The sequence below is a fragment of the Kitasatospora sp. NPDC087315 genome (genome assembly GCF_044744345.1).
Classification (GTDB): domain Bacteria; phylum Actinomycetota; class Actinomycetes; order Streptomycetales; family Streptomycetaceae; genus Kitasatospora.
Map to the genome: position 1 here is coordinate 127523 of NZ_JBIUYD010000024.1, position 25535 is coordinate 153057.

Genomic DNA, 25535 nt, shown 5'->3' on the forward strand with positions numbered 1-25535 from the left:
CATCGGCCGTCCGGGCGGCGAGGGGGCGCCGCCGCTGTGCGCCCGATACTGCGGCCTGCGGCGGGGCCAGTCAACCGGTCGGTAACAAGCCGCGGCGGGAATTCCGCTCCGCGGTGTACCGGAAATACCGCCGATACCCGGTGGAGCGTTATTCGGGAATATCCCTGACGGTTTTTCGGGAAATTCCGCCCGGTGCATGGACGGAGGCGAAACCTGGCAGTAACTTACCTGCCAGTAGCAGTAGCTGTGGCCCGGCTCGCACGCCCCCCACCCGTTTCTCTCCCCCCAGGAGGAACCGTGCTCCGCCCTGCCCGGAAATCCCGTTCGGCCGAGAAGTCCGCCCTGCTCGGCGCCGTCGCCCTGGGCGCCGCGCTCGCCCTGACCTCCACCAGCGCGCAGGCCGCCACCGCCACCCCCCGGCACTACGTCGCGCTGGGCGACTCGTACGCCGCCGGCGCCGGTGTGCCCGGTCAGTCGGCCGGCCTCTGCCTGCGCTCCGACCGCAACTACGGCCACCTGGTGGCCGCCGCCCTCAAGGCGGGCGCGTACACCGATGTCACCTGCGCCGCGGCCAAGGTGAAGGCGATGACGCAGCCCCAGTACGACGCCTTCCTCCGGGTCAACGACCCGCAACTGGACGCCGTCACCGCCGACACCGACCTGGTGACCCTCGGCATCGGCGGCAACGACCTCGGCACCAGTGACCTCGGGGTCGGCGACGTGATCGCCACCTGCCTCGCCGGCGCGGTGGTCAACCCGCTGGGCACGCCCTGCCGGGACGTCTACAACCACGGCCACTGGGACTGGAGCAGCTGGTCCTGGCAGTACGGCAACGACGACCTCGCCGACCGGATCGCCGCCGCCGGGCCGAAGATCGCCGACGCACTGCGGCGGATCCACGCCAAGGCGCCGAACGCCCGTGTGCTGGTGGTCGGTTACCCGTCCGTGCTGCCCGCCGACGGGGCGGCCTGCGTACTGCGCCAGCCCATCACCCCGGGGGACGTCGAGTACCTGCACGGCGTGCTCGGCCGGCTGAACACCATGCTCCGGTCGACCGCCGCCGCGGGCGGCGCCACCTACGTGGACACCGCGGCCCCGACCGCCGGCCACGACGTCTGCTCCGCCGACCGCTGGATCGAGGGCGCGCTGCCGGGCTCCCCCGCCGTGCCGTTCCACCCGAACGCGACCGGCGAGAAGGTGATGGCGGACGCGGTGCTCGCCGCCCTGCGCTGACGCCGGCCCGGGCGGCCGGCCGGCCCGGACAGCCGACCCGGAAAGCGCCCGAGGGGGCGCGACCGAACCCCGGTCGCGCCCCCTCGGTCTCGCACACTACGGCTTGATGCGGACCACCTGCGGGTCGTGGTCGCTCGCCTGCTGGGCGAACTCGCTGTTGATGTGCACCACGTCGTACTTGGCGTACCCGACCTCGGGGCTGACCAGGATGTGGTCCAGCACCTGCGAGTTGCCCTGGTAGACGTAGGAGTACTGCTCCTTCTCCGGCAGCTCGTTCACCAGGTCGCGCAGCACCCGGTCCTTGGTGAGCGCGGCCAGCGCGGGCGAGAACTGGTAGTCGTTGAAGTCGCCCAGCGAGACGATCTTCGCGTTCCTGTCCGCGGCCAGCAGCTTGGCGACGAAGGCCTGCTCGACGGTGGCCTGCTTGATCCGCTGCACCTCGGAGCTGCGGACCGGGGCCTGGAAGCGGCTGTCGATGCCCTGGTCGCCGCCCTTGCTGTTGAAGTGGTTGGCGATGACGAAGACCTTCTTGCCGCGGAAGTCGAACTGGCCGACCAGCGGCTTGCGGCTGTTGGCCCAGGCCTCGTCGGTGGGCGAGATCCGGCCGGGCGAGGCGGTCAGCGAGGCGGCGGAGCCCTTGCCGGCCACGTCCACGGCGGAGGTCGCGGAGCCGCCGGGGATGTCGGTGAAGGAGACCCGCTGCGGGTTGAACAGGAAGACCTGGCGGATGTTGCCGCCGGGCTCGCCACCGTCCTTGTTGTTCTCCGGGTCCACCGAGCGCCACTCGTAGGCCGGGCCGCCGGCCGCCTTGATCGCGGCGATGAACTTGGCGACGGTCTCGCTCGCGTCCACCGTGCCGTCGTTGGTGGCGCCGTTGTTGTCCTGGATCTCCTCCAGGGCGACGATGTCGGGCGAGCGCAGGTTGGTGACGACGCCCTGGGCCAGCTCGGCGAACTTGGCGTCCGGGTTGCCGGGGGCGAGGTTCTCCACGTTGTAGGTGGCGATGGAGAGTTCGCGGTCGGCGGTCGGGGCCGTCACCTCGCGCTGGAGGTGGTTGTCCTGGAGCGCGCCGAGGGTGCCCGCGACGAGGGTGTAGCCGCCGAAGGCGTTGTAGTCCAGCGGGCCGGTGGTGGTGCCGGTCAGCACGTCGCCGACGTTGGCGACCGGGAACGGCTGCTGGGAGACCGGCGCCTGCTGCTGCACCATCAGGCGGCCGACGTTGGGCTCGGCGTACGACTCGTACAGCACGCCGCCGCGCGCGCTCTTCTGGTCCTGCTTGTCGGCGGCGACCCAGAGCTCGTTGTACTTGTCCGTCGCCTGGATCACCCGGACGTCCTTGACCTGGACGAGCATGCCCTCCAGGGACTCGAAGAAGTCCAGGGTGTACTTCTCCCGCTGGAGCGGGAGCGACTCGATGGTGCCGCCCGCCGGGGCCTGCGGGGTGTAGGTGCCGGGGATGTTGCGGGTGTCCACGACGACCGGCGCCGGCAGCGGGTTGCCGGAGGAGACCACGGTGACGGCCGGGTTGGTGAGCTGGGTGAGCGACTGCGAGCCGCTGTTGAAGTTCGGGTAGTACTCCGTCACCTTGCCGGTGACCAGCACCGAGTCGCCGACCTTGACGGTCGGGGTGGCGCTGCCGGTGTAGACGAAGATGCCCTCGCTGGTGGCCGGGTCGGCGTCCGGGTTCGGGTCCTGGATCCAGAAGCCCTTGGAGCCGTAGCCGCGGACGCCGGTGACGATGCCGGGCACGCCCGCGATGGTCGCACCGGTGCGGGTCGAGAGGCGGGTGCTGCCCTGGATGTCATGGATCCGGACGCTGCCCGGCTCGGCCGGGCCGGTCGGGGTGGAGCCCTCGGCGACCTCTCCCTTGCTGTTGGTCGGCGTCGGGGCGCCGGCGGTGAAGTCGGCCGCGTTGTCGTCGGTGTCGGCGAGGTCGGCCCGGCGGGCCACCGAGGCGGTGTTGGAGGCCCCGGCGGCGGCGGCCGAGCCCTCGTGGATCACGGCGGTGCCGAAGCCGGCCAGGTCGCGCACGCGCGGGTCGGCGGCGCAGTCGGCGGCGGTCTTGCAGGTCAGCGGGTCGGTGCCGCGGACGAGGGCGACGGTGCCGCTGGTGCCGGACAGCGCCAGCGAGCCGGCCGCGTCCGGGGTCGGCAGGTCGACGGTGCCGCCGGCGCCGGCCGCCTCGCCGACCAGGTAGCGGCCGCCGGGGGCGATCGAGCCGGTCAGCGGGGTGACGCCCCACTGGGAGGCCGGGCCCGGGGTCCCGGATATGTACTGGACGCTCCAGCCGTCCAGGCCGAAGGCCGCACCGCCCTTGTTGGCCAGCTCGACGAAGTCGTTCTTCAGGGTGGCACCGGAGTTGCCGCCACCGCCGTACACCTCGGAGATCACCGCGTCGGCGGAGGGCGCGGCCACGGCGGCCGGCAGCGGGACGAGCACCAGCGAGACGGCCAGCCCGGCCGGGAGGAGGGTGGCGCGCAGCAGGGCCCGGCGGGAGCGGGGGCGGGGAGCGGGGGGCGTGGTCACCGGGGCAGGACTCCTTGCTCAGCCGTGCGGCACGGTCGGGACACGGCGGACGGGGGTGGCACGTTCGCCCGGCGCAGGTGGGACCGCCGGGCCGTGAGGGTGGGTCAGGCAGGCGCGGACAGCGCGCTACCCGCGTAGAAGACAGCCGCGGGAGCCGGACGGCCGTCCCCCGCAGCGCTCAAGATACGCGCGTAGAAAATGACGCGACAAGACCCCGGTGGTGAACTTTCGGTACCGCCGCCCAGGTCTCCGGCCCGCACGAAGCCCTACAGCCAGCCCCGCTGAGCCGCCTTCAGACCCGCCTCGAACCGGCTCGCCGCGTCCAGCCGCTCCATCAGCGCGGCCATCTGCCGGCGCACCGTCCGCACCGAGACGCCGAGCCGCTTGGCCGCCGCGTCGTCGGTGAGCCCGGTGGAGAGCAGCCGCAGCAGCTCGCGCTCGCCGGCGCTCAGGCCCGTGCCGACGTCCTCGGGCTGGTCGTCGCCGAGCGGGACGGCGGTCTCCCAGGTCTGCTCGAAGAGGGCGACCAGCGAGGCGACGATGCCCGGCTCCTCCGTGCACAGCGCGCCGAGCCGGGTGTTCTCCGGGTCGATCGGCACCACGGCCGCGCGCCGGTCGAACACCAGCATCCGGGGCGGCAGCACGGGTGCGGTGCGCACCTTGCCGCCGAGGCCGGTCATCCAGCGGGCGTAGGCGAAGGTCTCCGGGTCGTTGCGGACGCTGTCCTGATAGATGGTCCGCAGACTCATCCCGCGCCGCAGGGCGTCCTCGTCCAGCGGCCGGGAGGCGGCCAGGCTGGCCGCGGACTGCGCGCCGCCGGGCATCACCGCCAGGCACTCGCCGGCCAGCCGGGCCGTCAGCACCTCCAGCTTGGCCTGGATCGCGTCCAGGCCCACCAGCCGCTCGCCACCGTCCACCAGGGTGCTGGTGCGCAGCATGGCGTACTCGGCGACGGCCCGCGCGACGGCCGCCTTGGAGACGGCCAGCTCCTGCTGGCGGCGCGCGAGTTCCTCCTCCTGCCGGCGCAGCAGCAGCTCCAGGCCGCGCTCCGGGCTGACCGGCCAGAACGCGCCGGGGCGGTCACGGGAGGCCCGCAGCAGGGTGAGGTCGGCGAGCCGGTCCAGGGCCTCGCGGACGGCGGCCTCGGGGAGTCGGAGCCGCTCGCAGAGTTCGGCGACGCCACCCTCGGGGTCGGTCAGCATCTCCCGGTAGACGGCCTCGGCGGTCGCGTCCAGCCCCAGCAGCTCCAGCACTTCAGCGACCCCTGATCAGTCGAACGGATGTCCGGTCGGCCCACCGGTTCGATCTTTCCGCCGCCGCGGCGCCGCCACAAGACATGATCCGGTCAAGCGCCCGGGCGGCCCCGCGCGGCCGCCCGGCGGGGTGCGCCCGGCGGGGGTTGCAGCAAGCTGCCTGTCCTGATGCTGCCCGCGGTTGCCCCTCCCGCCGCCGGGCGGACGCCGGGAGGATTCACCCTGCGCGCAGCCATCCTCGTGACCCACCCTCACCTCCGTTCAGCCCCGTTCGCCTCCGTTCGTCCCAGAGCCCGGCCGAGCCCTGAACCCGGCCGGGTCCCGGGCCCGAACAGCCCTGAGCCCGAACAGCCCCGCACCTCCCCTGCACAGAACAGGAACCGTCGTGCCCAAGACCGTCCGCCCGCTCGCCGTCACCGTTCTCGCCCTCGCCCTCGCCGCGGCCGCCGCACCCGCCTTCGTCGCCCAGCCCTCCCCCGCCGCGCCCGCCACCGCCGCCGTCACCGTGACCGCCGCCGGCGGCGCCGACGACGGCGGCATCGGCTGGGACACCCCGCCGGCCGGACCGGTCGGCTGGGACGGCGCCCCCGTCGACGGCGGCACCATCGGGTGGGACTGACCTCCCGGTGTTCGCCGTCCACCTGACCCTCCTGGACGTCTCCGCCACCCCGCCGGGCGAGGCCGGGGCCGCCGACATCCAGGCCGCCCTGTGGGGGTCCGCAGGCCCGGGCGACGGCCTGGAACACGTGCGTGCCCGCGCCGTCCCGGAGGGCGTCGGTCTGGTGCTGTACGTCCGGGCGCCGGACGAGGCCGTGGCCGAGCTGCGGGCGAAGGCCCTGCTCGACCGGGCCCTGGCGGCCGGGCCGTCCGGTCGCTTCGCACTGCCGCTGGGGTAACTCCGCGACCGTGCGCGCTTTCTGATCTTCCGGGCGGGTTTCCCCCCATCCCGGTCCCCCGCCATTTTGGCCGATTCATATCGATCGCTTTACCCCCTCATGACTGGCATGGCCACATCACGTGAGCTGTGCGCAGCTCCGTCGGCATGCTCCGCCAGCCGTCGGAGCCGACCGCCGGAGCCGAGCCGTCGAGCCCGCCGGAAACAAGCCCGTCGAAGCCGTCAAGACCCTCAAAGGAGCCCGATGCCACACCCCCACGGCGCACTCCCCCGCCCAGGAGCCGGAGACGCCGCACCGCCCCCGACCGCCCGGCGCCGCCACAACGGCGTCCTGCGCAAGACCGCCGTCGCGCTCGCCGTCGTCCTGGCCGCCGAGTCCGCCGCCGTCATCATGGCGACCGGCCAGGCCGTCGCCGTCACCCCGCAGGCCCCGACCCCCCGGCAGGCCCAGGCACTCGGCCCGGCCGAGGCACCGGACCTCGCCACCGCCCACCTCAAGGCCCGGCTGGAGAACCGCCGGATCGAGGTGACGGACGAGCGCACCGAGTCCACCACCACCTGGATCAACCCGGACGGCACCACCACGCTCGACATGGCCACCGGGCCGGTCCGCTACAAGGACAAGTCCGGAAAGCTCCAGCCGATCGACGTGAACCTCGCCCGGCAGGCGGACGGCAGCGTCAAGGCCAAGGGCCACCCGCTGAACCTCGCCCTGGCCGGCGCCACCCCGCCCGCCGCCGTGTCCGGGTTCAAGGCGGCCGGCGCCCCGGCCGGCGACCAGCAGGCCCCGGCGACTCCGCTGCTCTCGCTGGACAACGGCGCCGGCACCGCGATGTCGCTGTCCTGGCGCGGCACCCTGCCCGCGCCCACCGTGGACGGCGCCAAGGCCCGGTACGAGAACGCGCTCACCGCCACCGACCTGGTCATCGAGTCCACCCGGACCGGCTTCGAGCAGTTCCTGGAGCTCAAGGACCGCTCGGCGGTCGCCGCCAACGGCAGCGTCACGCTCACCCTGAACGCGGCCGGCCTCCAGGCCCGGCACAACGCCGACAACTCGGTCTCCTTCCTCGACCCGAAGACCGGTCAGGAGGCCGGCCAGCTGCCCGCGCCGGTGATGTGGGACGCCCAGGTCGACGAGCGCAGCGGCGACCACACCCGCACCGCGCCGGTCACCCTGAAGGTGACCCAGCGGGGCGACGACGTCGACCTGACGCTCACCCCCGACGCGGCCTTCCTGAACGACCCGAACACCAAGTACCCCGTCACCATCGACCCGGCGGTCAACATCGGCGTCGGCTTCGACACCTTCGTCCAGGAGGGGTACGGCACCGACGTCTCCTCCCAGACCGAGCTGAAGCTGGGCAACAACGGCTCCGGCCAGAAGGCCCGTTCGTTCCTGCAGTTCCCGATGGCGAAGATCAGCGGCAAGCAGATCACCAGCGGCAAGCTCAACCTGTGGAACTTCCACTCCTGGTCCTGCACCGCCAAGGGCTGGGAGGTCTGGGACACCGGCAGCGCGAGCACCAGCACCCGCTGGACGGCGCAGCCCGGCTGGAACCGCAAGTGGGCCACCTCCACGGCCACCAAGGGCTACTCCAGCTCCTGCAACGACGGCTGGGTGAACCAGGACATCACCGCCCTCGTCCAGGCCTGGGCCGGCAACGGCAACGCCAGCAACACCCTGGGCATCCGGGCCACCGACGAGAGCGACCCGTACGGCTGGAAGAAGTTCAACTCCGGCAACGCGTCCTCCAACACGCCGTACCTGTCGGTCACCTACAACACCCCGCCGGCCGTCTCCACCCTGCTCAGCCCGGCCGACGGCGCGCTCACCGGCGACGCCAAGCCGACCCTGTCCGCCAAGGCGACCGACCCCGACGGCGGCAACATCAAGCTGGACTTCGAGGTCTGGGCCGCCAACGGCACCGCGGCCCTCCAGGCCGGCAACACCCCGTACGCGGCCTCCGGCTCGACCTTCACCTGGTCGCCCACCACCGCGCTGGCGCCCGGTGGTTACAAGTGGCGCTCGCGCTCCTGGGACGGCACCGCCAACAGCGCCTGGTCCGGCTTCCGCTCGTTCACCGTGGACACCACCGCGCCGGGCACGACCACCGTCTCCTCCGGGGACTTCCCGGCCGGCCAGTGGGCGGGCACCCCGGACGCGAACGGCGGCTACAGCGGCTCCTTCACCTTCACCCCGCCGACCAGCGACGTGAAGGACATCCAGTACCGGCTGGACGGCGGCGCCTGGGTCACCGTCGCCACCACCGGCGCCCCGGTGAAGGCCACGCTCGGCTTCAAGGCGGGCGCGCACACCGTCACCGCGCACACCCGGGACGCGGCGGGCAACGTCTCCGCCGACAAGACGTACACCTTCTACGCGGGCAAGGGCTCGGCCCTGGTCGCCCCCGGCGCCGGCGAGCGCCCGGCCCGCCGCACCTCCCTCCAGGCGGAGGGCAACAGCACCTACACCGGCGTGCGCTACCAGTACCGGCGCGGTGAGACGGACGCCTGGAAGGACGTGCCGGCCGCCAACGTCACCACCACCGACGGCAAGGCCGTCACCGGCTGGCCGTTCGCCGCCCCCGCGGGCAAGCCGGCCGCGCTGACCTGGAACATCACCGACACCCTGGCCGAGAACGGTCCGGTGGACGTCCGCGCGGTGTTCACCGACGGCACGGCCACCGACGCCACCGAGCCCAACACCGTCACGGTGGACCGCAACGCGGGCACGGCGCCCGAGACGACCGTCGGCCCGGGCAAGGTCAACACCCTCACCGGTGACCTCGCCCTCGCCGCCACCGACGCCGCGGGCTTCGGCCTCTCCGCCGAGCGCTCCTACTCCTCCCGCCGCCCCGCCAACGGCTCGGCACAGGAGGGCCAGGCCGCGATCTTCGGCCCGCAGTGGAGCTCCGGCACCACCGCCGACATCACCGACGTCGCCTACCGGTACGTCCGTCAGACGTCGCCGACCTCGCTCGCGGTGGTCTCCGCCGACGGCGCCGAGACCGGCTTCACCGCCACCGGCGCCGGCGGCTGGAAGCCCGAGCCCGGCGCCGAGGACCTCACCCTCACCGGCGCGCTGACCGGCTCCTTCACCCTGAAGGACACCGCCGGCACCACCGTCACCTTCGCCAAGGTCGACCCGGCCGCCACCACCTGGCAGGCCACCGGCTCCTCGCTGCCCAGCGAGAACTCCACCACCAGCGTGGTCTCGGAGAAGGTCGTCACCGGCGGCAAGACCCTGGCCCGCCCGAAGTACGTGGTCGCGCCGACCTCGGCGGCCGCCTCCGCCACCTGCGCCGCCGTGCCCGCCACGGCCGGCTGCCGGGTGCTGGAGTACGTCTACGCCACCGCCACCACCGCCACCTCCGCCACGCTCGGCGACGTCACCGGCCAGGTGAAGCAGATCCGGCTCTGGTCCACCGACCCGGGCGCCGCCGCGGCGACCCCCGTCGTGGTCACCCAGTACGCGTACGACGACGCGGGCCGGCTGCGCGAGGTCTGGGACCCGCGGATCAGCCCGGCGCTGAAGACCGCGTACGGCTACGACGCGGCCGGCCGGGTCACCACCACGACCGGGCCCGGCGAGCTGCCGTGGACGCTGGAGTACGGCAAGGCCGGCAACGCCGCCACGGCCGGCGACGGCATGCTGCTCGCGGCCTCCCGGCCCGCCCTCAAGCAGGGCAGCAAGGACGTCACCAGCGGCACCGCCACCACCTCCGTCGTCTACGACGTCCCGCTGAGCGGTGCCAACGCGCCGTACCCGCTGGGCCCGTCCGACGTCGCGGCCTGGGGCCAGAGCGACGCCCCGACCGACGCCACCGCCGTGCTGCCGCCGGACGCCGTTCCGGCGAGCCACGACGGCAAGGCGCTCGGCACCAACGCGTACACCCGCGCCTCGCTGACCTACACCAACGCCTCCGGGCGCGAGGTCAACACCGCCACCCCCGGCGGCGGCATCACCACCACCGAGTACAACGCCTTCGGCAGCACGGTGCGCACCCTCTCCGCGGAGAACCGCATCCTGGCCCTCGCCACCACCGGCAAGGACCTCGCCACCCTGCGGGAGCTGGGCATCGCCGGCCGCTCCACGGCCGACCGCGCCCAGGTGCTCTCCTCGCTGTCGGCGTACTCGGCCGACGGCAAGCGCCTGGTCGACCAGCTCGACCCGCTGCAACTGGTCACCCTGGAGCACGGCCTGGCCGCCTCCGGCACCAGCCCGGCCCTCGCGGCCGGCGCCGAGGTCCCGGCCCGTGCCCACACCGTCACCGCCTACGACGAGGGCCGCCCGGCGGACGCCGCCGTCAGCGACCGCTCCACCACGGTGACCTTCGGCGCCCGGGTCGACGGCTACCCCGCCGACGCCGACGCCCGCACCACCGCGACCGGCTACGACTGGGCCAAGGGCCTGCCCGTGCGGACCGTCCAGGACCCGGCCGATCTGAAGATCACCACCACCACCGGCTACGACGCGGCCGGCCGGGTCGTGACCCAGAGCCGCCCCAACTCCAACGGCTCCGACGCGGCCACCACGGTGACCACGTACTGGAGCGCCACCGGCACCGGCGCCTGCGCCGGGCGCCCCGAGTGGGCCGACCTGGTCTGCTCCACCGGCCCGGCCGCGCAGATCGCCGGCGGCGGCGCCAACCCGCTCCAGCTGCCGACCAAGACCCAGCAGTACGACCGCTGGGGCAACCCGACCGTCCTCACCGAGGTCGCCAACGGCGTCACCCGCACCACCACCCGCGGCTACGACGCCGCCGGGCGCCCGGCGAAGGTCTCCGTCACCGGCGGCACCGGCGCCCCGGTGGCCGACCTCACCGTGAGCTACGACCCGGCCAACGGCCAGCCCGCCACGGTCACCAACGGCACGACCACCATCGCCCAGGGCTACGACCGGCTGGGCCGCGAGGTCTCGTACGACGACGGTGCGGGCAACGTCACCACCACCGAGTACGACCTGCTGGACCGGGTGGTGAAGCGGTCGGACTCCGTGCCGTCCACCACCACCTACGGCTACGACACCGCCAAGGACCCGCGCGGTCTGCCCACCTCGCTCACCGACTCGGTCGCGGGCACCTTCACCGCCGGCTACGACGTCGAGGGCCGGCTGACCACCCAGACGCTGCCCGGCGGCAACACCCTGACCACCAGCTACGACAGCCGGGGCATCAAGACCGGCAAGACCTACACCAACCAGTCGGGCACCGTCCTGCTGGCCGACACCGCCGACTACACCGTCCACGGCCAGCAGGCCGGCCGGACCCAGAGCGACGGCAACAGCACCACCAGCGACTACACCTACGACTCGACCGGCCGGCTCACCAAGGCCGCCGACACCACCGGCCTGGCCTGCTCCAGCCGCGCCTACACCTTCGACAAGAACAGCAACCGGACCGGCCTGACCACCGTCTCGGACGACTGTGACCCGGCCACCAACGACACGGTCACCACCACCGTCAACTCCGGCTACGACACCGCCGACCGGCTCACCGGCCCCGGCTACGCCTACGACGCGCTCGGCCGCACCACCACCCTGCCCAAGGGCACCGCGCTGAGCTACCACGTCAACGACCTGCTGCGCGGCGAGACCCTCGGCGACCAGCGCAAGACCTGGGACCTGGACGCGGCCGGCCGGCTCGCCTCGGTCACCACCGAGGCCAAGGGCGCCGACGGCACCTGGGCCGTCACCGAGCAGTCCACCAACCACTACGGCGCCGGCACCGACAGCCCCACCTGGTCCAGGACGGCCGCGGGCAAGCTCACCCGCAACGTCCAGGACCTCACCGGCCAGCTGACGGCGGCCACCGGCCCCGACGGCGGCGTCGTCCTGCTGCTGACCAACCTGCACGGTGACGTCTCCGTCCAGCTCTCCCCGGACGGCACCGAGGACCTCGCCGTCTACCACTACGACGAGTACGGCAACCCGGTGGACGCCGCGGCGAGCACCGAGTACGGCTGGCTCGGCGGGGCGCTGCGGGGCGGCGACAGCCTCAGCGGCCTGACCCTGATGGGCGCCCGGGTCTACGACTCCGGCACCGGCCGCTTCCTGCAGCTCGACCCGCTCCAGGAGGGCTCGCCCAACCACTACGGCTACCCGGTCGATCCGATCACCATGGACGACCTCACCGGGCTGGCCTGGTACAAGAAGTACACCGCGACCTTCAGCCGGAGCGAGGCGAACACCCTGGCGGCCGTGCTGTACGCGGCGGGCGGGTTCGCGAAGTTCGTCGGCAAGGTGCTGCAGAAGGTCCCGCACATCGCCGCGCGGATCGTCGGCTGGGCCCTGTGGGCGCTCAGCTACCTGGCCAAGTACTGGGCCAAGGACATCGCCAAGAAGGCCAACCGGGGCCGCGGTGGCGTGAAGATCTACGCCGGGATCTGGCGCTCCTGGGGCATCCCTTACCCGAAGGTGGAGATCCACGGGCGCTGACCTGCCCTGACCGGTAGCAGCGAGGACCGAGGAGAAAGGGCCGGCCGGCCCGGGGTTCACCCCCCGGGCCGGCCGGCCCTCGGCCGTCTGCGGCTACTCGCGCTCGGCGGTGGTGGACCCGGTCGCCAGGCCGGCCGACCACTTCTCCTCGACCCGGCCGAACTTCCAGTACCCGATCGCCGCCACCCAGGTCAGCACGAACAGGCCGACGATGGCGTAGCCGACGAAGTTGAGGTCCAGCTCGCCGATCCAGGCGATCGGCCCGCTGGTGATGTCCAGCTTCTCGCCGAGCAGCCCGAGCAGTTCGATCGAGCCGATCACCAGCGCGACCAGCACGGACAGGCCGGTGACGGTCAGGTTGTAGTAGATCTTGCGGACGGGCTTGGAGAACGCCCACTCGTAGGCGAAGTTCATGAACGAACTGTCGATGGTGTCCAGCAGGCTCATCCCGGCCGCGAACAGCACCGGCAGCACCAGCAGGGCGTACCAGGGCAGTTGGAACGCGGCCGCGCCGCCGGCCAGGACCAGCAGGGACACCTCGGTGGCGGTGTCGAAGCCCAGGCCGAACAGCAGACCGACCGGGTACATGTGCCAGGGCTTGGTGACGGCCCTGGTGACCCGGCCCAGGATGCGGTTCATGAAGCCGCGCTTGTCGAGCTGCGCCTCCAGCTCGGCCTCGTCGAACTCGCCCTGACGCATCTTGCGGAACACCTTGAGGATGCCGTTGAAGGCACCCAGGTTGATCAGACCGATGAGCAGCAGGAACGTCCCGGAGACGGAGACGCCGATCAGGCCGGTGGTCTCGTGCAGGGTGGAGTCGTCCGACTCCACCTGCCCGGCGAGGGACTGGATGCCGAAGGCGAGCAGCGCGCAGAGGCCGAAGACGATCGAGGAGTGGCCCAGCGAGAACCAGAAGCCGACCGAGAGCGGCCGCTTGCCCTGGCCCATCAGCTTGCGGGTGGTGTTGTCGATGGCGGCGATGTGGTCCGCGTCGAAGGCGTGCCGCATGCCGAGGGTGTAGGCGGTGAGGCCCATACCGGCGCCGAAGACCTGGCCGCCGACGTCGTAGTGCTCGGGCGCGATGACCGCGAGCAGGGTGAACCAGCCGATCACGTGCAGCGCGAGGATGAAGCCGCCCATGCCGGCCAGGCGGACCCACTCATCGCGGGTGAGCCGGTCGCGCCATCTGACGGCGGTGGCACCTGCGGCGGGGCTGGACATCGTGTCGTCCTTTCGGGGGGGTGACGACGGAGCTGGGCCATCTTTCCCCCGGCGGGGAAGTACTTGCAAGTCATGTGCAATTACGGATTGGCGGCGATCGGGCACGGAGCGTGTGAAGGGCCGTCCCGGCGATCGTCATGCACCATACAAATCCTTGTAACCTCCGGAGGCTTTCGGCGGCCCCGCTACGCACGGATACTCACGTTCTACGCGCGAATACTTCGGGCGCCGACACCTCAACTCACCACGGAGGAACGGCATATGATCCGCATTCGAACCGCTGCGGCACTGGCCGCCGCGGCGCTGCTCGCGGCCGGCCTCACCGGTATCGCCCCCAGCGCCTCGGCCACTCCCGCTCCCCAGGCCACCGCTCCCCGGGCCACCGCTCCCCGGGCTGCCGGGACCCAGCACCGGGTGCTGTTCGACAACAGCAAGGCCGAGACCGCCGGCAACGCCGACTGGATCATCAGCACCAGCCAGCCCGACCCGCTGGCCCAGAACGCCGGCCCCACCTCCGAGAAGAGCTGGACCGGCGCCCTCTCCGCCTGGGGCGTCGCCCTCCAGAAGACCGGCCAGTACAGCCTCAAGACCCTCCCCGCCGGCTCCACCATCAGCTACGGCACCGGCGCCGCGCTCGACCTCGCCAACTTCGACACCTTCGTCGTCCCCGAGCCCAACATCCGGTTCAGCGCCGCCGAGAAGACCGCCCTGCTGCGCTTCGTCCAGAACGGCGGCGGGCTCTTCCTCATCTCCGACCACACCCAGAGCGACCGCAACAACGACGGCTGGGACTCCCCCGCGATCATCAACGACCTGCTGACCGACAACGGGGTGAACAACAACGACCCCTTCGGGTTCTCGGTCGACCTCAAGAACATCGCCACCGACAACCCGCGCGCGGTCAACGACGCCACCGACCCGGTGCTGCACGGCGCCTTCGGCACCGTCACCGGCTCGATCCTGCGCAACGGCACCACGTTCACGCTCAAGCCCGCCGACAACCCGTCGGTCAAGGGCCTGCTCTACCGCACCGGCTACAGCGGCACCACCGGCGCGTTCTTCGTCACCAGCACCTTCGGCAGCGGCCGGGTCGCGATCTGGGGCGACAGCTCCCCCGTCGACGACGGCACCGGCCAGCCGGGCAACACCCTCTTCAACGGCTGGGACGACCCGGCGGGCACCGACGCCGCCCTCGCCCTCAACGCCACGGCCTGGCTCGCCAAGGCCTAGGGCCCGCTCCCGGCGCCCGCCGGGAAGGCTCACCAGGAAATCGGCGGCCTCGTCGCCTACTGTCGGAATGCTGACGCCCGTGGTGCGGGCGGGCCCACCACCCGCCCGCACCACGGGGCGCCGACCGGGAGCCGCCGGGAGCCGCCGCGACGCACCGGGAAGCCCCGGGAAGCCCTGGGAATCGCTGGGAGCCGCCATGCCTTCGCCCCTTCCCCCCGCCGCCGGCCGGTCGCACCCCCGGCCCATCACCCGCGAGGACCTGCGCATCCCGCTGTCCGACGGCACCGAGCTGTACGCCCGGGTCTGGCGCCCGCTGGACGACGCGCCCGTCCCCGTGCTGCTGGAGTACTCCGCCGGCCGCCTCACCGACTGGACGGCCGCCGAGGACTCCCGCCGCCACCCCTGGTACGCGGGCCACGGCTACGCCTCCGTCCGCGTCGACCTCCGCGGCCACGGCAACTCCGGCGGCCTGCCCGGGGACGAACACTCCGAGGCGGCGCTCGCCGACGGCGTCGAGGTGATCCGCCTGCTCGCCGCACGGCCGTGGTGCAGCGGCCGCGTCGGCCTGTTCGGCCACGGCCGGGCCGGCACCACCGCCCTGCGGCTGGCCGCCCTCGCCCCGGACGCCGTGCGGGCCGTCGTCACCGCCTGCCCCGACGGCGGACACCGCCTCGGCGGCGCCGTCCTCGCCGCCGGCCTGCACGCCCGCCTCACCGCCCTGCTCGCGGGCGCGGCCCGGCCGCCCGACCCTCGCTACGTCGGCGACGGCTGGCGGGCGATGTGGCTCGCGCGGCTGAACGCCCTGGAGCCGCCCGTCGAGGCCTGGCTCGCGCCGCGGGGGCCGGACGAACCGGCCCGCCTCACCGCCGCCGTCCCCACCCTCGCCGTCGCGGGCTGGGACGACCCGTCCTGCTCCCTGGTGCTGCGCCTGCTCGACGAGTCCGCCGCCCCGGTCCCCGTCCGGGCCCTGGTCGGCCCCTGGCCGCACGGGCTGCCCGACGACGCCCTCCCGGACACGCTGCGCTGGTGGGACCACTGGCTGAAGGACATCGACACCGGCATCCTCGCAGGCCCCGCCCTGCGCAGCTGGATCAGCACCCGCTGGGCCGGCGACGATCTCTGGCCCTCCCCCGACGTCCGCGACATCCACTACGGCCTCGACGGACCGCTGCGCGCCGCCGGCACGGCGTCCGACGACCGCTTCGTCCGGGTCCGGTCGCCCCAGCACACCGGCCTGAACGCCGGGGCGTACATCCCGCTCGGGCGTCCCGCCGACCGGCCGTCCGACCAGCGCGAGGAGGACGGGCGCTCGGTCTGCTTCGACTCCCAGCCGCTGCCGGAGCCGCTGGAACTCCTCGGTCTGCCGTCCCTGCGGCTGCGGCTGCGCCCGGGCGAGGCGAGGCCGGGCGGTGGCCTGATCGTCGCCCGGCTCTGCGACGTGACCCCGGACGGCACCTCCACCCTGCTCAGCCGGGGCGTCCTGGCGCTCCCCCCGTCCGCCGACGTGCCGGCCGGTGCTCCCGCGGACGCCACCGTGGAACTCTCCGCCACCGGCCACACCGTCCCGGCCGGCCACCGCCTCCGGCTCGCCCTCTCCTCCGCCTACTGGCCGTGGATCTGGCCCACCCCCGGGGCGACGGGCTTCGACCTCGACCCCTCCCGCAGCACCCTCACCCTCCCCGTCCGCCACCTCGCCGCCGACGCGGGCGCCGCCCCCCTCACCGTCGAGCGCCCCGCCCTCCCCGACCCGATCCACCTCCACGTCACCGAGCCGCTCACCGCCCGCCCCGAACGCCTCGCCCTCCACGACATCGGCCGCCACGAATGGCGCGTCGAACTCTCCCCCGCCACCGACGGCACCCGCACCCACCCCGACGGCCTGGTCCGCGACGAGCACAGCGTCACCGCCTACCGCGTCCTCACCGCCGCCCCCCTGAGCGCCCAGGCCCGCACCGACCACAGCGTCCGCCTGGAACGCCCCGACATCGGCTGGGACACCACCGTCCAGACCCGCACCGAACTCCGCTGCGACGCCACCCACTTCATCGTCCACTGCCATGTCAGCGCCTTCGAAGCCGGCGGCCTGCTCTTCACCCGCGACTGGCACCACCGCATCCCCCGCGAGGGCTGAAAGATCACGGAAGATCCCGGTCCGACGACTGCCGCAGCCATGCTGCTTGCCTTGCCGCTTACCACGCAGCACAGACTGCCGCACGACATGTGACCAAGGTGAGGATCCGCAAGAGCGTCCCGTTGACCGACGAGGACCAGGTCCACCTCCAGCAGCTGCGCACGCCGGGCACGCCCGAACACGAGGCACTCAGCCAAGTGACCGGGATGCTGCTGCCCGACGACGCCTCCGAGGCGGAGACCCCGCACGCCCTCCTCCTGACCGGGCGGGCTGCCGTCACCGAGCAGGTCATGATCGGCGGATATGCCGCCCTGGCAGCGGCCGAGGACAACGAGGACCGCGCCGACCGCCGAGCCGTGCGCACCCGCGCGGCCCACCGGGGGGACTGAGTCACTGTGGGTTCAGAGATCGCGTCCCCGTGCCAGGCCGGGTCTAGCCGGGTCTACATGGCCGACATCGGCACAGGCCGGAAGCCCTGGCTCGTCGTTTCCGACAACGCCCGCAACCGTGCGCTGTCGGACTGCCTCGCCGTTCGACTGACCGCGAGCGTCAAGCCCGACCTGCCCAGCATCGTCCGGCTCACGGCGGCCGACCCGCTGGTCGGCCACGTCCTGTGCGACGACACCGCGTTGCTCCACCGCAGCGACCTCGAAGAGGACCGAGGCGCCCTCTCGCCCTCGACGATGATGAAGGTGGCCGCCGGCCTCCGCGCCGCTCTCGCCCATGAGCGGGCCTCCTGATCCCTCACAGCGCGCCCCCACCAGGGCCGGCCCCGTCGGCCCCGGGCCGCTCCGGGCTGTGGCCCGGGGTGGCCGGGCGGGCTCCGTCTGAAGCTTTCGGTCCCCTCGCGGCAAAACCTTCACCGCGGCCATAAGCCGCACACCGTGGCCGTATTGCGCGAGGCCGCACGTGCACGATCGCAATGGGCCGCGGGCCGGTGGGCCGAGAGCGAATCCAACCCCTGCGGACTGTCGGACCGGTCACAATCGACGCGGCACCCCGGCCGGTCGGCAGCTGGCCGAAAAAGATCATTCACCCAGGCCGTACCGCCCGCCCGTGCTGGCCGAAAGCTTTCCCTTCCAGGCGCCGCACGGCCGTGATATCAATTGGGCCGCCAGTCCGACTGTGCAGAGGTCGATCCGCCGCCGGGCCGGGAATCGGATTCCGGGGCGTCGTCTCTCCAGCTTCCGCAGCGGACGGCCGCGCCGGCGTGCCTGGGCCAACTCGACGATGAAGCAGCTCGCCAGCATGCCCAGGGGCCTCTCCAGCGACTCCGACCTGATTGTCCTCCCCTACCTGGGGGAGATCGTGGAATTCGCCGACCGGCTTTCCGCCAATCCCGGAGACAAGAGGACAGAAGCCCTCCTGAGAGACCGGGTGAGCACACTTCGCGACTGTTTCGAAGGATACCGTGCGCAGGCGTCCGCAATGGTGGGGAGTCTCCAGGGCCAGGCCGGGATCTTCGCAGCCGATGCGGGCACACTGACGGGTATCGCGGACAAAGCCGTCAGGACCCAGGGGGCGGACCGGGCCAAGGTTACGTCCCTGAACAGCAATATCACCGCACTTGAGGGTGAAATTTCAGGCCAGGTGGCGCCCATCGTCGGCGGATCACTCGGCACGCTCGGCGGCATCCTCATGGGCGTGCTGGCAATCGCCCTCGCCCCGGCCACCGGCGGTATGAGCCTTTTCCTTCTGATACCCGCTGTTGCCGCGGTCGGGGGCTCAGTGACGATCGTCACGCTCGCCTCGATAAAGATCACCGAGCTCAAAGGCCAGATCGAGGCCCTGCGCGGGCAGATCAACGAGTTCAACGACGACATCGTCACCCTTCAGAAAGCGGCCCAGAACGCCAATCAGTTTGTGGCCGAACTCGGCTCGCTGACGAGCCAGCTCGACGTGGTGACCAAGCCTTGGCTGTCCGCACGCGAATACTTCACGCACGTGGAGAAAGATCTCGACGCGGCGAGAACATCACAGGACTGGGCCCAGCTCCACCGGGAATTCACCCAGACCAGGCAGGAATGGCAGACCTGGGTCCAGACCTTCAGGAGCATGGAGTTCGACGTGAAGGTGGCCCCTGACGCGCACCTCACTCTCGGAATGAGCGAGGCGCAGATCGGATCCGCGGTGTCCGCCTCCCGACAAATCAGCTCCATCGAATACCTGGAGCGGATGGGATCGTTCTAGCCCCGATCGTGCATGACGGCTCGCCGGCTTTGTTGGCGAGCCGCTCCTGCGACCCCGCGCCACCGCAGCTTTGCCCTCAGTGCATTTCGCGGGTTATACATGACCCCATGAGGACACTGGGCCTGATCGGTGGCATGAGCTGGGAGTCCACCGCCGAGTACTACCGGCGGCTGAACGAACTGACCCGCGAGCGCCTCGGCGGTCTGCACTCCGCCCAACTGGTGCTGTACTCGGTGGACTTCGCCGCCATCGAGCAGCTCCAGGCCGAGGGCCGCTGGACGGAGGCGGGCGAGATCCTCGCCGGGGCCGCCCGGTCCCTGGAGGCGGCCGGCGCCGAGCTGCTGCTGATCTGCACCAACACCATGCACCGGGTGGCCGACCAGGTGGCGGCGGCGGCGTCGGTCCCCCTGCTGCACCTGGCCGACGCGACCGCCGGCGCCGTCCGGTCGGCGGGGCTGCGCCGGATCGGCCTGCTGGGCACGGCGTTCACCATGGAGCAGGACTTCTACCGGGGCCGCCTCGAAGCGAACGGCCTCGACGTCGTCGTCCCCGACGCGGCCGGCCGCGCCCTGGTGCACCGGGTCATCTACGAGGAGCTGTGCCTCGGCATCGTCCGGGAGGAGTCCCGCGCGGCCTACCGCCGGGTGATCGAAGAACTGGTCGCCGCCGGCGCCGAGGGCGTGATCCTGGGGTGCACCGAGATCGAGCTGCTGATCGGTCCGCAGGACAGCCCCGTCCCGGTCTTCCCGACGGCCCGCCTCCACGCCGAGGCCGCCATCGACGCGGCCCTGGCGGACGAGGACTGACGCACCCCACCGGACCGTCCCGCTGCCCTTGATCCTCCGGAGGCAGTGCCGCGGCCGGGCCCCGATCGCCGGGTGGCGCCACCGCGGTCGCCCTGCTGGCCGGTTCGGCGCTGAGCCACGCACGTCCTCGTCGACCTGCGGACGACGGGTACGTCGATGCCGCCCGAGCAGGTGGGCGTGCTGCTGGACGGCCACGCGGCGCTGCGCCGATTCGCCGCGGGGGGCGTCTGCGGATGGAGGCGCGCTCGCACGAGCACACCCACGCCGCGGCCTCGGCCGTGGTGGAGGCTCTGGCCCAGTCCCACCTGCGGCTGCTGGACCCGGCGTAGGCGCCGTCGCCCGTTCCGGCTCAGTCCGTGTTCGTGTCCGTGGCCGTCTCCGTGTCCGGGCTCCGGGCGATGGTCAGCACCGGGATGCGACGCCCAGTGCTGGCCCTGAACTCGGCGAACCTGGACCGGCGGGCCTCCGCCAGCGCGTAGAGCCGGTCGTGCTCGGCGTCGTCCATGACCGGTGCGGCCGTCGCCCGGTAGGTCTCGTGGCCGGTCTCGACAATGAGTTCGGGCTGGGCGACCAGGTTGTGGTACCAGTCCGGGTGCCGGTCGGACCCTCCGTTGGAGGCGATGACGAAGAGCCGGTCGCCATCGGTGAAGCAGGCGAGCGGAGTGGTGTGCGACGCGCCGGTCCGCGCACCGGTGGTGGTGAGCAGGACCATGTCCAGCCCCGTGAAGCGGCCGCCGACCTTCCCCCCGTTGGCCCTGAACTCTTCGATGACAGCGGCGTTCTCGTACCTCATGGCGTGAGCGTCTCCCTGAGTCGGTACATGTCGAGGGAGCAGCAGAGTAGTACGCCGCCGGCAGCGGGGGCCGGGGGGAAGGAGCGTGTCGTCGGGCTACCGCCGGATGGAGGGACACCACGCCGCGGCTCCGGCCGCCCCGCCCCCTGCCGCTACTCCGCCGCCGTGGTCAGCGCCAGGGCCGCCTCCCGCACCTCGGGGTGGGGGTGGCGGCGGAGGACGCGGAGGAGGGTGCGCCACTCCGGCAGCCGGAGCGAGGACTTCAGCGCATGGCCGCGGACGGCACCATCGGGGTCCGCGAGCCGCGCCTCCAGGAAGGGGACGTTCCCTCCGATGGCCGCGGCGAAGGCGGCGAGCCTGCGTCCGTACAGTCCGCGGGTCTCCAACTCGCCGAGCAGCGGCCGGAGTCGGCCCATGTCACCGTCATTCCGGGCCAGGCCCTGCACCCACGTGGCGAGCGCGCGCATCCGGGCGGGGTGGGCGAGCGGGTCGAGGGCGGTGAAGAGGTGGTCGACGGCTTCACGGGGGTCTTGGGACTCGACGGGCCGGCAGTCAGCCGGGTCGGCGGGCTCACCGGCCGATGAGATCCGGACGACGGAGACCGGGAGCATTCCCCCTGCGAGCCGCTTCGGCCTTGTCCGGGTGCGGATGGCACGCCAGTCGATCCTCACCCGCCCCCCAAGGTGCCGGCCGGTGTGCCGCTACGTGTGCCGCTACGAACCGTGACCCGCCCGCCGCCGGGCCGTTAGGCAGGTCATGAACGTTCGACGTCTGACCAGTGTCCTCGGCGCCCTCGTCGCCTCCGCCCTGCTGTCGGCGGCCGTACCGGCGTCGTCCCACGCCGCCGCGGCCGGGCCGGTTTCGCCGGCCACCCCCGCCGTCGCCGGCACCGGGAAGGCCGTGGCGGCGCCCGGTGCGCGTGCACTGGCGGAGCACCGAAACCCCAAGACGATCAAGCCGGCCGCCTACAACCAGGCCCGGAGCATCCTGGCCAACGCCGGAAGCCAGACGGCGGCCAAGTCGCACCCCGTCCACGGGAAGGACGACGTGCCGGTCAGCTACGGGACCAGCCTGCTCGCCGCGGCGCGCGACGAGTTCCGGCAGACCGACCGGAACCTTCCCGCGAAGGACAAGAAGTCCGACATGTCGATCCCGCACTACAACGCGATCCACTCCGCGGCGAACACGATGGGCATCGACCGCTGGTGACCCGGGCGTGACCCACGTGAAGCGGTGCGTGGGGCCACGGCCCACGCACCGCTTCACCAAGTCTGCTTCACAGCCTGGGTGACGGTCGGTCATCTCCGCCGAGTCCACCGGCCTTCGGTTCTTCGCTCCCCACGAGATCGCCGAGCCACCCGTGCAGCACACCCAGCGGCTGCGGCTCCGGCACTTCCTGGAGCACAGGCCGGCCCCCTACCTCGGCCGAGCCGTACGGAACGACGAAAGGGCTCGCCCTGGCGGGGCCTTCACGCCGGGGCCGCGGCGACGCAGAACTCGTTGCCCTCCGGGTCGGCCATCACCAGGTGGTGTCCGTCGAACTTCTCCAGGACGCTCCCGCCCGCCTTCACCAGCCGTTCGGACTCCGCCGTGATCCGCGCCCACCGCTCGTCGGGAGTGCCGTGTCCGGGCACCCGGACGTCGAGGTGGAGCCGGTTCTTGGCCGCCTTGGGCTCGGGAACCTTGAGGATGGAGAGCCGGGGGCCGACACCGTCGGGGTCGCAGAGCCACGCGCCGTCGTCCTCGGAGTCGTCGTCCGGCAGATCGAACTGTGCGAGCCACTCCTCGCGCGTTGTGAAGGGAGCGGGCGGTGGCTCGTCGATGTAGCCGAGCGCCGTCTTCCAGAACGCGGCGAGGAGCTGCGCGTCCGCGCAGTCGAGTGTCAGATCGATCCGGGCTGCCATGGCCGCACCGTACTGCGCACCTCTGACAGCCGGGCCCATGGCCGGCAGCACGTGCGTCGCGAACCCCTGTCACCCCTCCGGCGTAGGCCGACGGTCCTGGGCGGGCACCCGTCGGCCGGTGGATGCGAGAGTGGCGCCAGAACGGGGAGGAGATGGGCAGGTATTCCGGATGGATCACAACGGCGCGACGCCGAACGGTCTCGACTTCCTCTGGCTCGAACTGACCAACCGCTGCAATCTGCAGTGCGTGCACTGCTACGCGGACTCGCATCCGAACAGCGGATACCGCGACCTCCTGTCCACAGAGCACTACGAGAGAGTCATCGAAGAGGCCTACCGGCTGGGCTGTCGAAAGATCCAGTTCATCGGCGGCGAGCCTCAGTTGAACTCCGACTTCGACCATCTCCTGAGGTTGGCCAAGAAGACCGGGTACGACTTCATCGAGGTCTTTTCCAACCTGACCCGCCTGACCGACGAAACGCTCGACTACGCCGCCGAGAACGACATCCTCTTCGCGACGTCCGTCTACTCCTGCGACCCCGCGGTCCATGACGCCGTGACCAAGGTGAGGACGAGCCACACGCGCACGATCGGCAACCTGAAGAAGCTCATCGGCCACGGCGTCGGAGCCCGGGCCTCGGTCATCGCCATCGATCAGGACGAGGACGATCTCAACCGCACCACGCGGTTCCTCGAGGGGCTGGGTGTCCGCTACGTCAAGGTCGGGCGCATCAGGGAGTTCGGGCGGGCGCAAGAGGTCATGTCGCGGGAATCGCGGCTCTCCGGCCTGTGCGGGCACTGCTGGAAGGGCAAGCTCTGTGTCACTCCCGACGGCACGGTGTACCCGTGCGTCATGGCCAGACAGTGGCCGGTCGGCAACGTCCTGCACGACACGCTGTCGCAGATCGTGAACGGCGAGCCGCTCTGCCGCATGCGGCAGAGCGTCTACGAGCAGGTGTGGCTCGGCCCGTCGCAGTGCTCACCGAACTGTCCGCAGAGCTGCGAGCCGGAGAACTGCCCGGAGGCCCCGTGCGAGCCCGAGATCTGCCCGATGAGCTGCGAGCCCAATGAGCCGTGCGTCCCGGAGGTGGCGCGGCCGCCGGAGGTGCGGTAGACCCCGCGCCGGAAGCCCGGGAAGCACCGCTGCGCCGGAAGTCGGACCGGCCGACTTCCGGCGCGGCCACCGAAGATCTCGACTCCATTCACGTGTGCCGAAGAACGATCGAGTCGGTTCCCGGTCAAGCGGCGATCACATGAGCGGCCGGGAGGTCCTGTCCGGTCGGGCCACCGGGCGGGCGGGGCCGTTTCCGCGGCGCGTCACGGAGCCACGATGCGGTCCACCGCGGCCGTGACGAGCTGTTCGCGCTCGGCCTCCGAGAAGACTCCGGGCAGGGTGAGCTGTTCGACGATCAGCCAGTTGAACGCCAGGTAGAGCAGCCGGACGGCGGTCGCGTCGCCGGGCAGGCCGGCGGCCACGTGGTAGGCCACGTTGGCTTCGAGGTCGGCGCGGACCCGTTCGGTCAGCACGGTGCGGAGACCGGGGCGCCGGGTGGCCTCCAGGCGCAGTTCGAGCAGCGCCAGGTAACCCGTGCGGAAGGCGCTGACCCGCTCGACCAGTTCGCGCATCAGCGTCGCGTACAGCTCCCGGTCCGACGCGCCCGTCCGCTGCCGGTCGATCGTCGCCTGGTCGGGCTGGAGACGTTCGTAGACCCGGGCGCCCGCCTGGGTGAGCAGGTCGTCGCGGTTGGAGAAGTAGTTGGACGCGGTGCCGGCCGGCACGGCGGCCTCGGTGTCGACCGCCCGGAAGGTCAGTCCGCGCGCGCCCTCCCTGGCCAGCACCTCGATCGCGGCGTCGACGAGGGCGGCCCGCCGCTGGTCGTTCCTGCGCGCCATTGACACCACTCCAGTCGTAGTACTACGTTCAAACCACTTCAGACAGAGTACTACCGATGAGGTTGCTGTTGCGAAAGCTCGTGTACTACGTCGCCGTCTCCATCGATGGCTACATCGCCGGCCCCGGCGGAGAGTTCGACTTCTACCCGCTCGGTGACGAGAAGCAGGCCGCCGCCTACACCGAGTGGACCATCGCCCGCCATCCCGAGACCGTCCCCACCTTCATGCGCGCCGCCCACGGCCTCGCCGACGCCCCGAACCGGCGCTTCGACACCGTGCTGATGGGGCTCGGCAGCTACCGCCCCGGCCTCCAGGCGGGCTTCACCAGCCCCTACGCCCACCTGCGCCAGTACGTCGTGTCGAGTACGCTCGCGCCCGACACCGACCCGGACGTCACCGTGGTCGCCGGCGATCCGCTCGCCCTGGTCCGCGGCCTCAAGCAGGAGGAGGGCCGGGACATCTGGCTCTGCGGCGGCGGCCTCCTCGCCGGCGCGCTGCTGCCCGAGATCGACGAACTGATCATCAAGAGCTACCCCGTGGTCGCCGGATCGGGGATCCCCGTATTCAACGGGGAGTTCAGCCCCACCCTCTTCGAGGTCATCGACCGCACCTCGTTCGACAACGACGTCACGATCACGCGGTTCGCCCGACGCTAGCGACAGGCGCAGCACCGGCCGGAGGAACCGCGCCGCCCCCGCGATCGCCCCCCCGGGAGGGGACAGCACACGCAGGCCGCCCGGAGCGAGCCCGGGCGGCCTGCGGCCAGTCACTCACCGCCTTGTGACGAACCGTCAGCTGGTGGTGATCGCGGTGTCGTCGATCACGAAGCTGGTCTGCAGCGAGACGTCCTCGGTGCCGGCGAACTTCAGGGTGACCGTCTGGCCCGCGTAGGCCGAGAGGTCGAAGGTGCGCAGCTGGTAGCCGGCCGTGGCGTCGACGTTGGAGTAGGTCTTGAGGGTGGTGCCGTTGACGGAGAGGGTCAGCTTGTCGTAGGCGGTGGTGCCGGTTTCGGCGGTGTCGATGT

Annotated in this window: 19 protein-coding genes and 2 pseudogenes; 13 read left to right on the forward strand and 8 right to left on the reverse strand. The window is 72.1% G+C overall.

The window, feature by feature from the left end; translation table 11 throughout:
- Positions 1–297 precede the first annotated feature (297 nt).
- The gene (locus ACIO5D_RS30060) at positions 298–1233 is read left to right on the forward strand and encodes an SGNH/GDSL hydrolase family protein (RefSeq protein ID WP_400799005.1); all 936 of its coding nucleotides are present in this window, start codon (positions 298–300) and stop codon (positions 1231–1233) included.
- A 96-nt stretch (positions 1234–1329) separates the two neighbouring features.
- Here the strand turns inward: ACIO5D_RS30060 and ACIO5D_RS30065 are convergent, their stop codons facing one another.
- Together ACIO5D_RS30065 and ACIO5D_RS30070 are read right to left on the reverse strand one after the other, a co-directional pair.
- Positions 1330–3759: a lamin tail domain-containing protein gene (locus tag ACIO5D_RS30065; RefSeq protein ID WP_400799008.1), complete on the reverse strand. Its 2430-nt coding sequence runs from the start codon at positions 3757–3759 to the stop codon at positions 1330–1332.
- 266 nt (positions 3760–4025) lie between these two features.
- Positions 4026–5012, reverse strand: coding sequence for a LuxR C-terminal-related transcriptional regulator (locus ACIO5D_RS30070; RefSeq protein WP_363613621.1), 987 nt, complete (start codon positions 5010–5012; stop codon positions 4026–4028).
- Positions 5013–5397: 385 nt separating this feature from the next.
- Between ACIO5D_RS30070 and ACIO5D_RS30075 the strand changes: the two genes are divergently transcribed.
- The 3 genes from ACIO5D_RS30075 to ACIO5D_RS30085 all read left to right on the forward strand — a co-directional run bounded on the left by ACIO5D_RS30075 (position 5398) and on the right by ACIO5D_RS30085 (position 12343).
- Positions 5398–5631, forward strand: coding sequence for a hypothetical protein (locus tag ACIO5D_RS30075; RefSeq protein ID WP_400758619.1), 234 nt, complete (start codon positions 5398–5400; stop codon positions 5629–5631).
- Between the two features lie 7 nt (positions 5632–5638).
- Positions 5639–5908: a hypothetical protein gene (locus tag ACIO5D_RS30080; RefSeq protein ID WP_400799011.1), complete on the forward strand. Its 270-nt coding sequence runs from the start codon at positions 5639–5641 to the stop codon at positions 5906–5908.
- A gap of 243 nt (positions 5909–6151) precedes the next feature.
- Positions 6152–12343, forward strand: coding sequence for a DNRLRE domain-containing protein (locus tag ACIO5D_RS30085; protein ID WP_400799013.1), 6192 nt, complete (start codon positions 6152–6154; stop codon positions 12341–12343).
- Positions 12344–12436: 93 nt separating this feature from the next.
- Here the strand turns inward: ACIO5D_RS30085 and ACIO5D_RS30090 are convergent, their stop codons facing one another.
- Positions 12437–13564, reverse strand: coding sequence for a HoxN/HupN/NixA family nickel/cobalt transporter (locus ACIO5D_RS30090; RefSeq protein WP_400799016.1), 1128 nt, complete (start codon positions 13562–13564; stop codon positions 12437–12439).
- Positions 13565–13825: 261 nt separating this feature from the next.
- Between ACIO5D_RS30090 and ACIO5D_RS30095 the strand changes: the two are divergent.
- The 6 genes and pseudogenes from ACIO5D_RS30095 to ACIO5D_RS30120 form a co-directional block, all read left to right on the forward strand.
- Positions 13826–14791, forward strand: a pseudogene (locus tag ACIO5D_RS30095) (hydrolase); the annotation flags it as partial.
- A 199-nt stretch (positions 14792–14990) separates the two neighbouring features.
- Positions 14991–16925 carry a CocE/NonD family hydrolase gene (locus ACIO5D_RS30100; RefSeq protein WP_400656531.1) on the forward strand — a complete coding sequence of 645 codons (1935 nt, stop codon included), beginning with the start codon at positions 14991–14993 and terminating at the stop codon, positions 16923–16925.
- Positions 16926–17023: 98 nt separating this feature from the next.
- Positions 17024–17314, forward strand: a complete 291-nt coding sequence (locus ACIO5D_RS30105; RefSeq protein WP_400799019.1) for a hypothetical protein — start codon at positions 17024–17026, stop codon at positions 17312–17314.
- A gap of 57 nt (positions 17315–17371) precedes the next feature.
- Entirely contained in the window at positions 17372–17665 is a 294-nt protein-coding gene (locus ACIO5D_RS30110) for a type II toxin-antitoxin system PemK/MazF family toxin (protein ID WP_400656535.1), read from the forward strand.
- A 316-nt stretch (positions 17666–17981) separates the two neighbouring features.
- Positions 17982–19115: a hypothetical protein gene (locus ACIO5D_RS30115; protein WP_400799022.1), complete on the forward strand. Its 1134-nt coding sequence runs from the start codon at positions 17982–17984 to the stop codon at positions 19113–19115.
- Positions 19116–19222: 107 nt separating this feature from the next.
- The gene (locus tag ACIO5D_RS30120; RefSeq protein WP_400799024.1) at positions 19223–19921 is read left to right on the forward strand and encodes an aspartate/glutamate racemase family protein; all 699 of its coding nucleotides are present in this window, start codon (positions 19223–19225) and stop codon (positions 19919–19921) included.
- Positions 19922–20270: 349 nt separating this feature from the next.
- Here ACIO5D_RS30120 and ACIO5D_RS30125 read toward each other — a convergent pair whose 3' ends face one another.
- Together ACIO5D_RS30125 and ACIO5D_RS30130 are read right to left on the reverse strand one after the other, a co-directional pair.
- Positions 20271–20714: a nitroreductase/quinone reductase family protein gene (locus tag ACIO5D_RS30125; RefSeq protein ID WP_400799027.1), complete on the reverse strand. Its 444-nt coding sequence runs from the start codon at positions 20712–20714 to the stop codon at positions 20271–20273.
- A 152-nt stretch (positions 20715–20866) separates the two neighbouring features.
- Complete coding sequence (locus ACIO5D_RS30130) at positions 20867–21325, reverse strand: hypothetical protein (RefSeq protein ID WP_400799030.1); 459 nt, start codon at positions 21323–21325, stop codon at positions 20867–20869.
- A 145-nt stretch (positions 21326–21470) separates the two neighbouring features.
- On the opposite strand from ACIO5D_RS30130, the gene ACIO5D_RS30135 reads away from it, so the two are divergent.
- Positions 21471–21923, forward strand: a complete 453-nt coding sequence (locus ACIO5D_RS30135; RefSeq protein ID WP_400799033.1) for a hypothetical protein — start codon at positions 21471–21473, stop codon at positions 21921–21923.
- A 260-nt stretch (positions 21924–22183) separates the two neighbouring features.
- Here the strand turns inward: ACIO5D_RS30135 and ACIO5D_RS30140 are convergent, their stop codons facing one another.
- The gene (locus tag ACIO5D_RS30140) at positions 22184–22618 is read right to left on the reverse strand and encodes a VOC family protein (RefSeq protein ID WP_363615001.1); all 435 of its coding nucleotides are present in this window, start codon (positions 22616–22618) and stop codon (positions 22184–22186) included.
- Between the two features lie 169 nt (positions 22619–22787).
- Between ACIO5D_RS30140 and ACIO5D_RS30145 the strand changes: the two genes are divergently transcribed.
- Positions 22788–23732 (forward strand): radical SAM protein, encoded by a 945-nt coding sequence (locus tag ACIO5D_RS30145; RefSeq protein WP_400799036.1) that lies wholly within the window; start codon positions 22788–22790, stop codon positions 23730–23732.
- 203 nt (positions 23733–23935) lie between these two features.
- Here ACIO5D_RS30145 and ACIO5D_RS30150 read toward each other — a convergent pair whose 3' ends face one another.
- Positions 23936–24511, reverse strand: coding sequence for a TetR family transcriptional regulator (locus tag ACIO5D_RS30150; RefSeq protein WP_363614997.1), 576 nt, complete (start codon positions 24509–24511; stop codon positions 23936–23938).
- Positions 24512–24579: 68 nt separating this feature from the next.
- On the opposite strand from ACIO5D_RS30150, the gene ACIO5D_RS30155 reads away from it, so the two are divergent.
- Complete coding sequence (locus ACIO5D_RS30155; RefSeq protein WP_400799040.1) at positions 24580–25167, forward strand: dihydrofolate reductase family protein; 588 nt, start codon at positions 24580–24582, stop codon at positions 25165–25167.
- Between the two features lie 135 nt (positions 25168–25302).
- Here ACIO5D_RS30155 and ACIO5D_RS30160 read toward each other — a convergent pair.
- Positions 25303–25535 (reverse strand): annotated as a pseudogene (locus tag ACIO5D_RS30160) (hypothetical protein); the annotation flags it as partial.

Bases quoted from the DNA above. Each gene is read 5' to 3' on its own strand.
- ACIO5D_RS30085 (WP_400799013.1), top strand. From the start codon at position 6,152: ATGCCACACCCCCACGGCGCACTCCCCCGCCCAGGAGCCGGAGACGCC.
- ACIO5D_RS30090 (WP_400799016.1), bottom strand. From the start codon at position 13,564: ATGTCCAGCCCCGCCGCAGGTGCCACCGCCGTCAGATGGCGCGACCGG.
- ACIO5D_RS30100 (WP_400656531.1), top strand. From the start codon at position 14,991: ATGCCTTCGCCCCTTCCCCCCGCCGCCGGCCGGTCGCACCCCCGGCCC.
- ACIO5D_RS30110 (WP_400656535.1), top strand. From the start codon at position 17,372: ATGGCCGACATCGGCACAGGCCGGAAGCCCTGGCTCGTCGTTTCCGAC.
- ACIO5D_RS30120 (WP_400799024.1), top strand. From the start codon at position 19,223: ATGAGGACACTGGGCCTGATCGGTGGCATGAGCTGGGAGTCCACCGCC.
- ACIO5D_RS30125 (WP_400799027.1), bottom strand. From the start codon at position 20,714: ATGAGGTACGAGAACGCCGCTGTCATCGAAGAGTTCAGGGCCAACGGG.
- ACIO5D_RS30130 (WP_400799030.1), bottom strand. From the start codon at position 21,325: ATGCTCCCGGTCTCCGTCGTCCGGATCTCATCGGCCGGTGAGCCCGCC.
- ACIO5D_RS30135 (WP_400799033.1), top strand. From the start codon at position 21,471: ATGAACGTTCGACGTCTGACCAGTGTCCTCGGCGCCCTCGTCGCCTCC.
- ACIO5D_RS30140 (WP_363615001.1), bottom strand. From the start codon at position 22,618: ATGGCAGCCCGGATCGATCTGACACTCGACTGCGCGGACGCGCAGCTC.
- ACIO5D_RS30145 (WP_400799036.1), top strand. From the start codon at position 22,788: ATGGATCACAACGGCGCGACGCCGAACGGTCTCGACTTCCTCTGGCTC.
- ACIO5D_RS30150 (WP_363614997.1), bottom strand. From the start codon at position 24,511: ATGGCGCGCAGGAACGACCAGCGGCGGGCCGCCCTCGTCGACGCCGCG.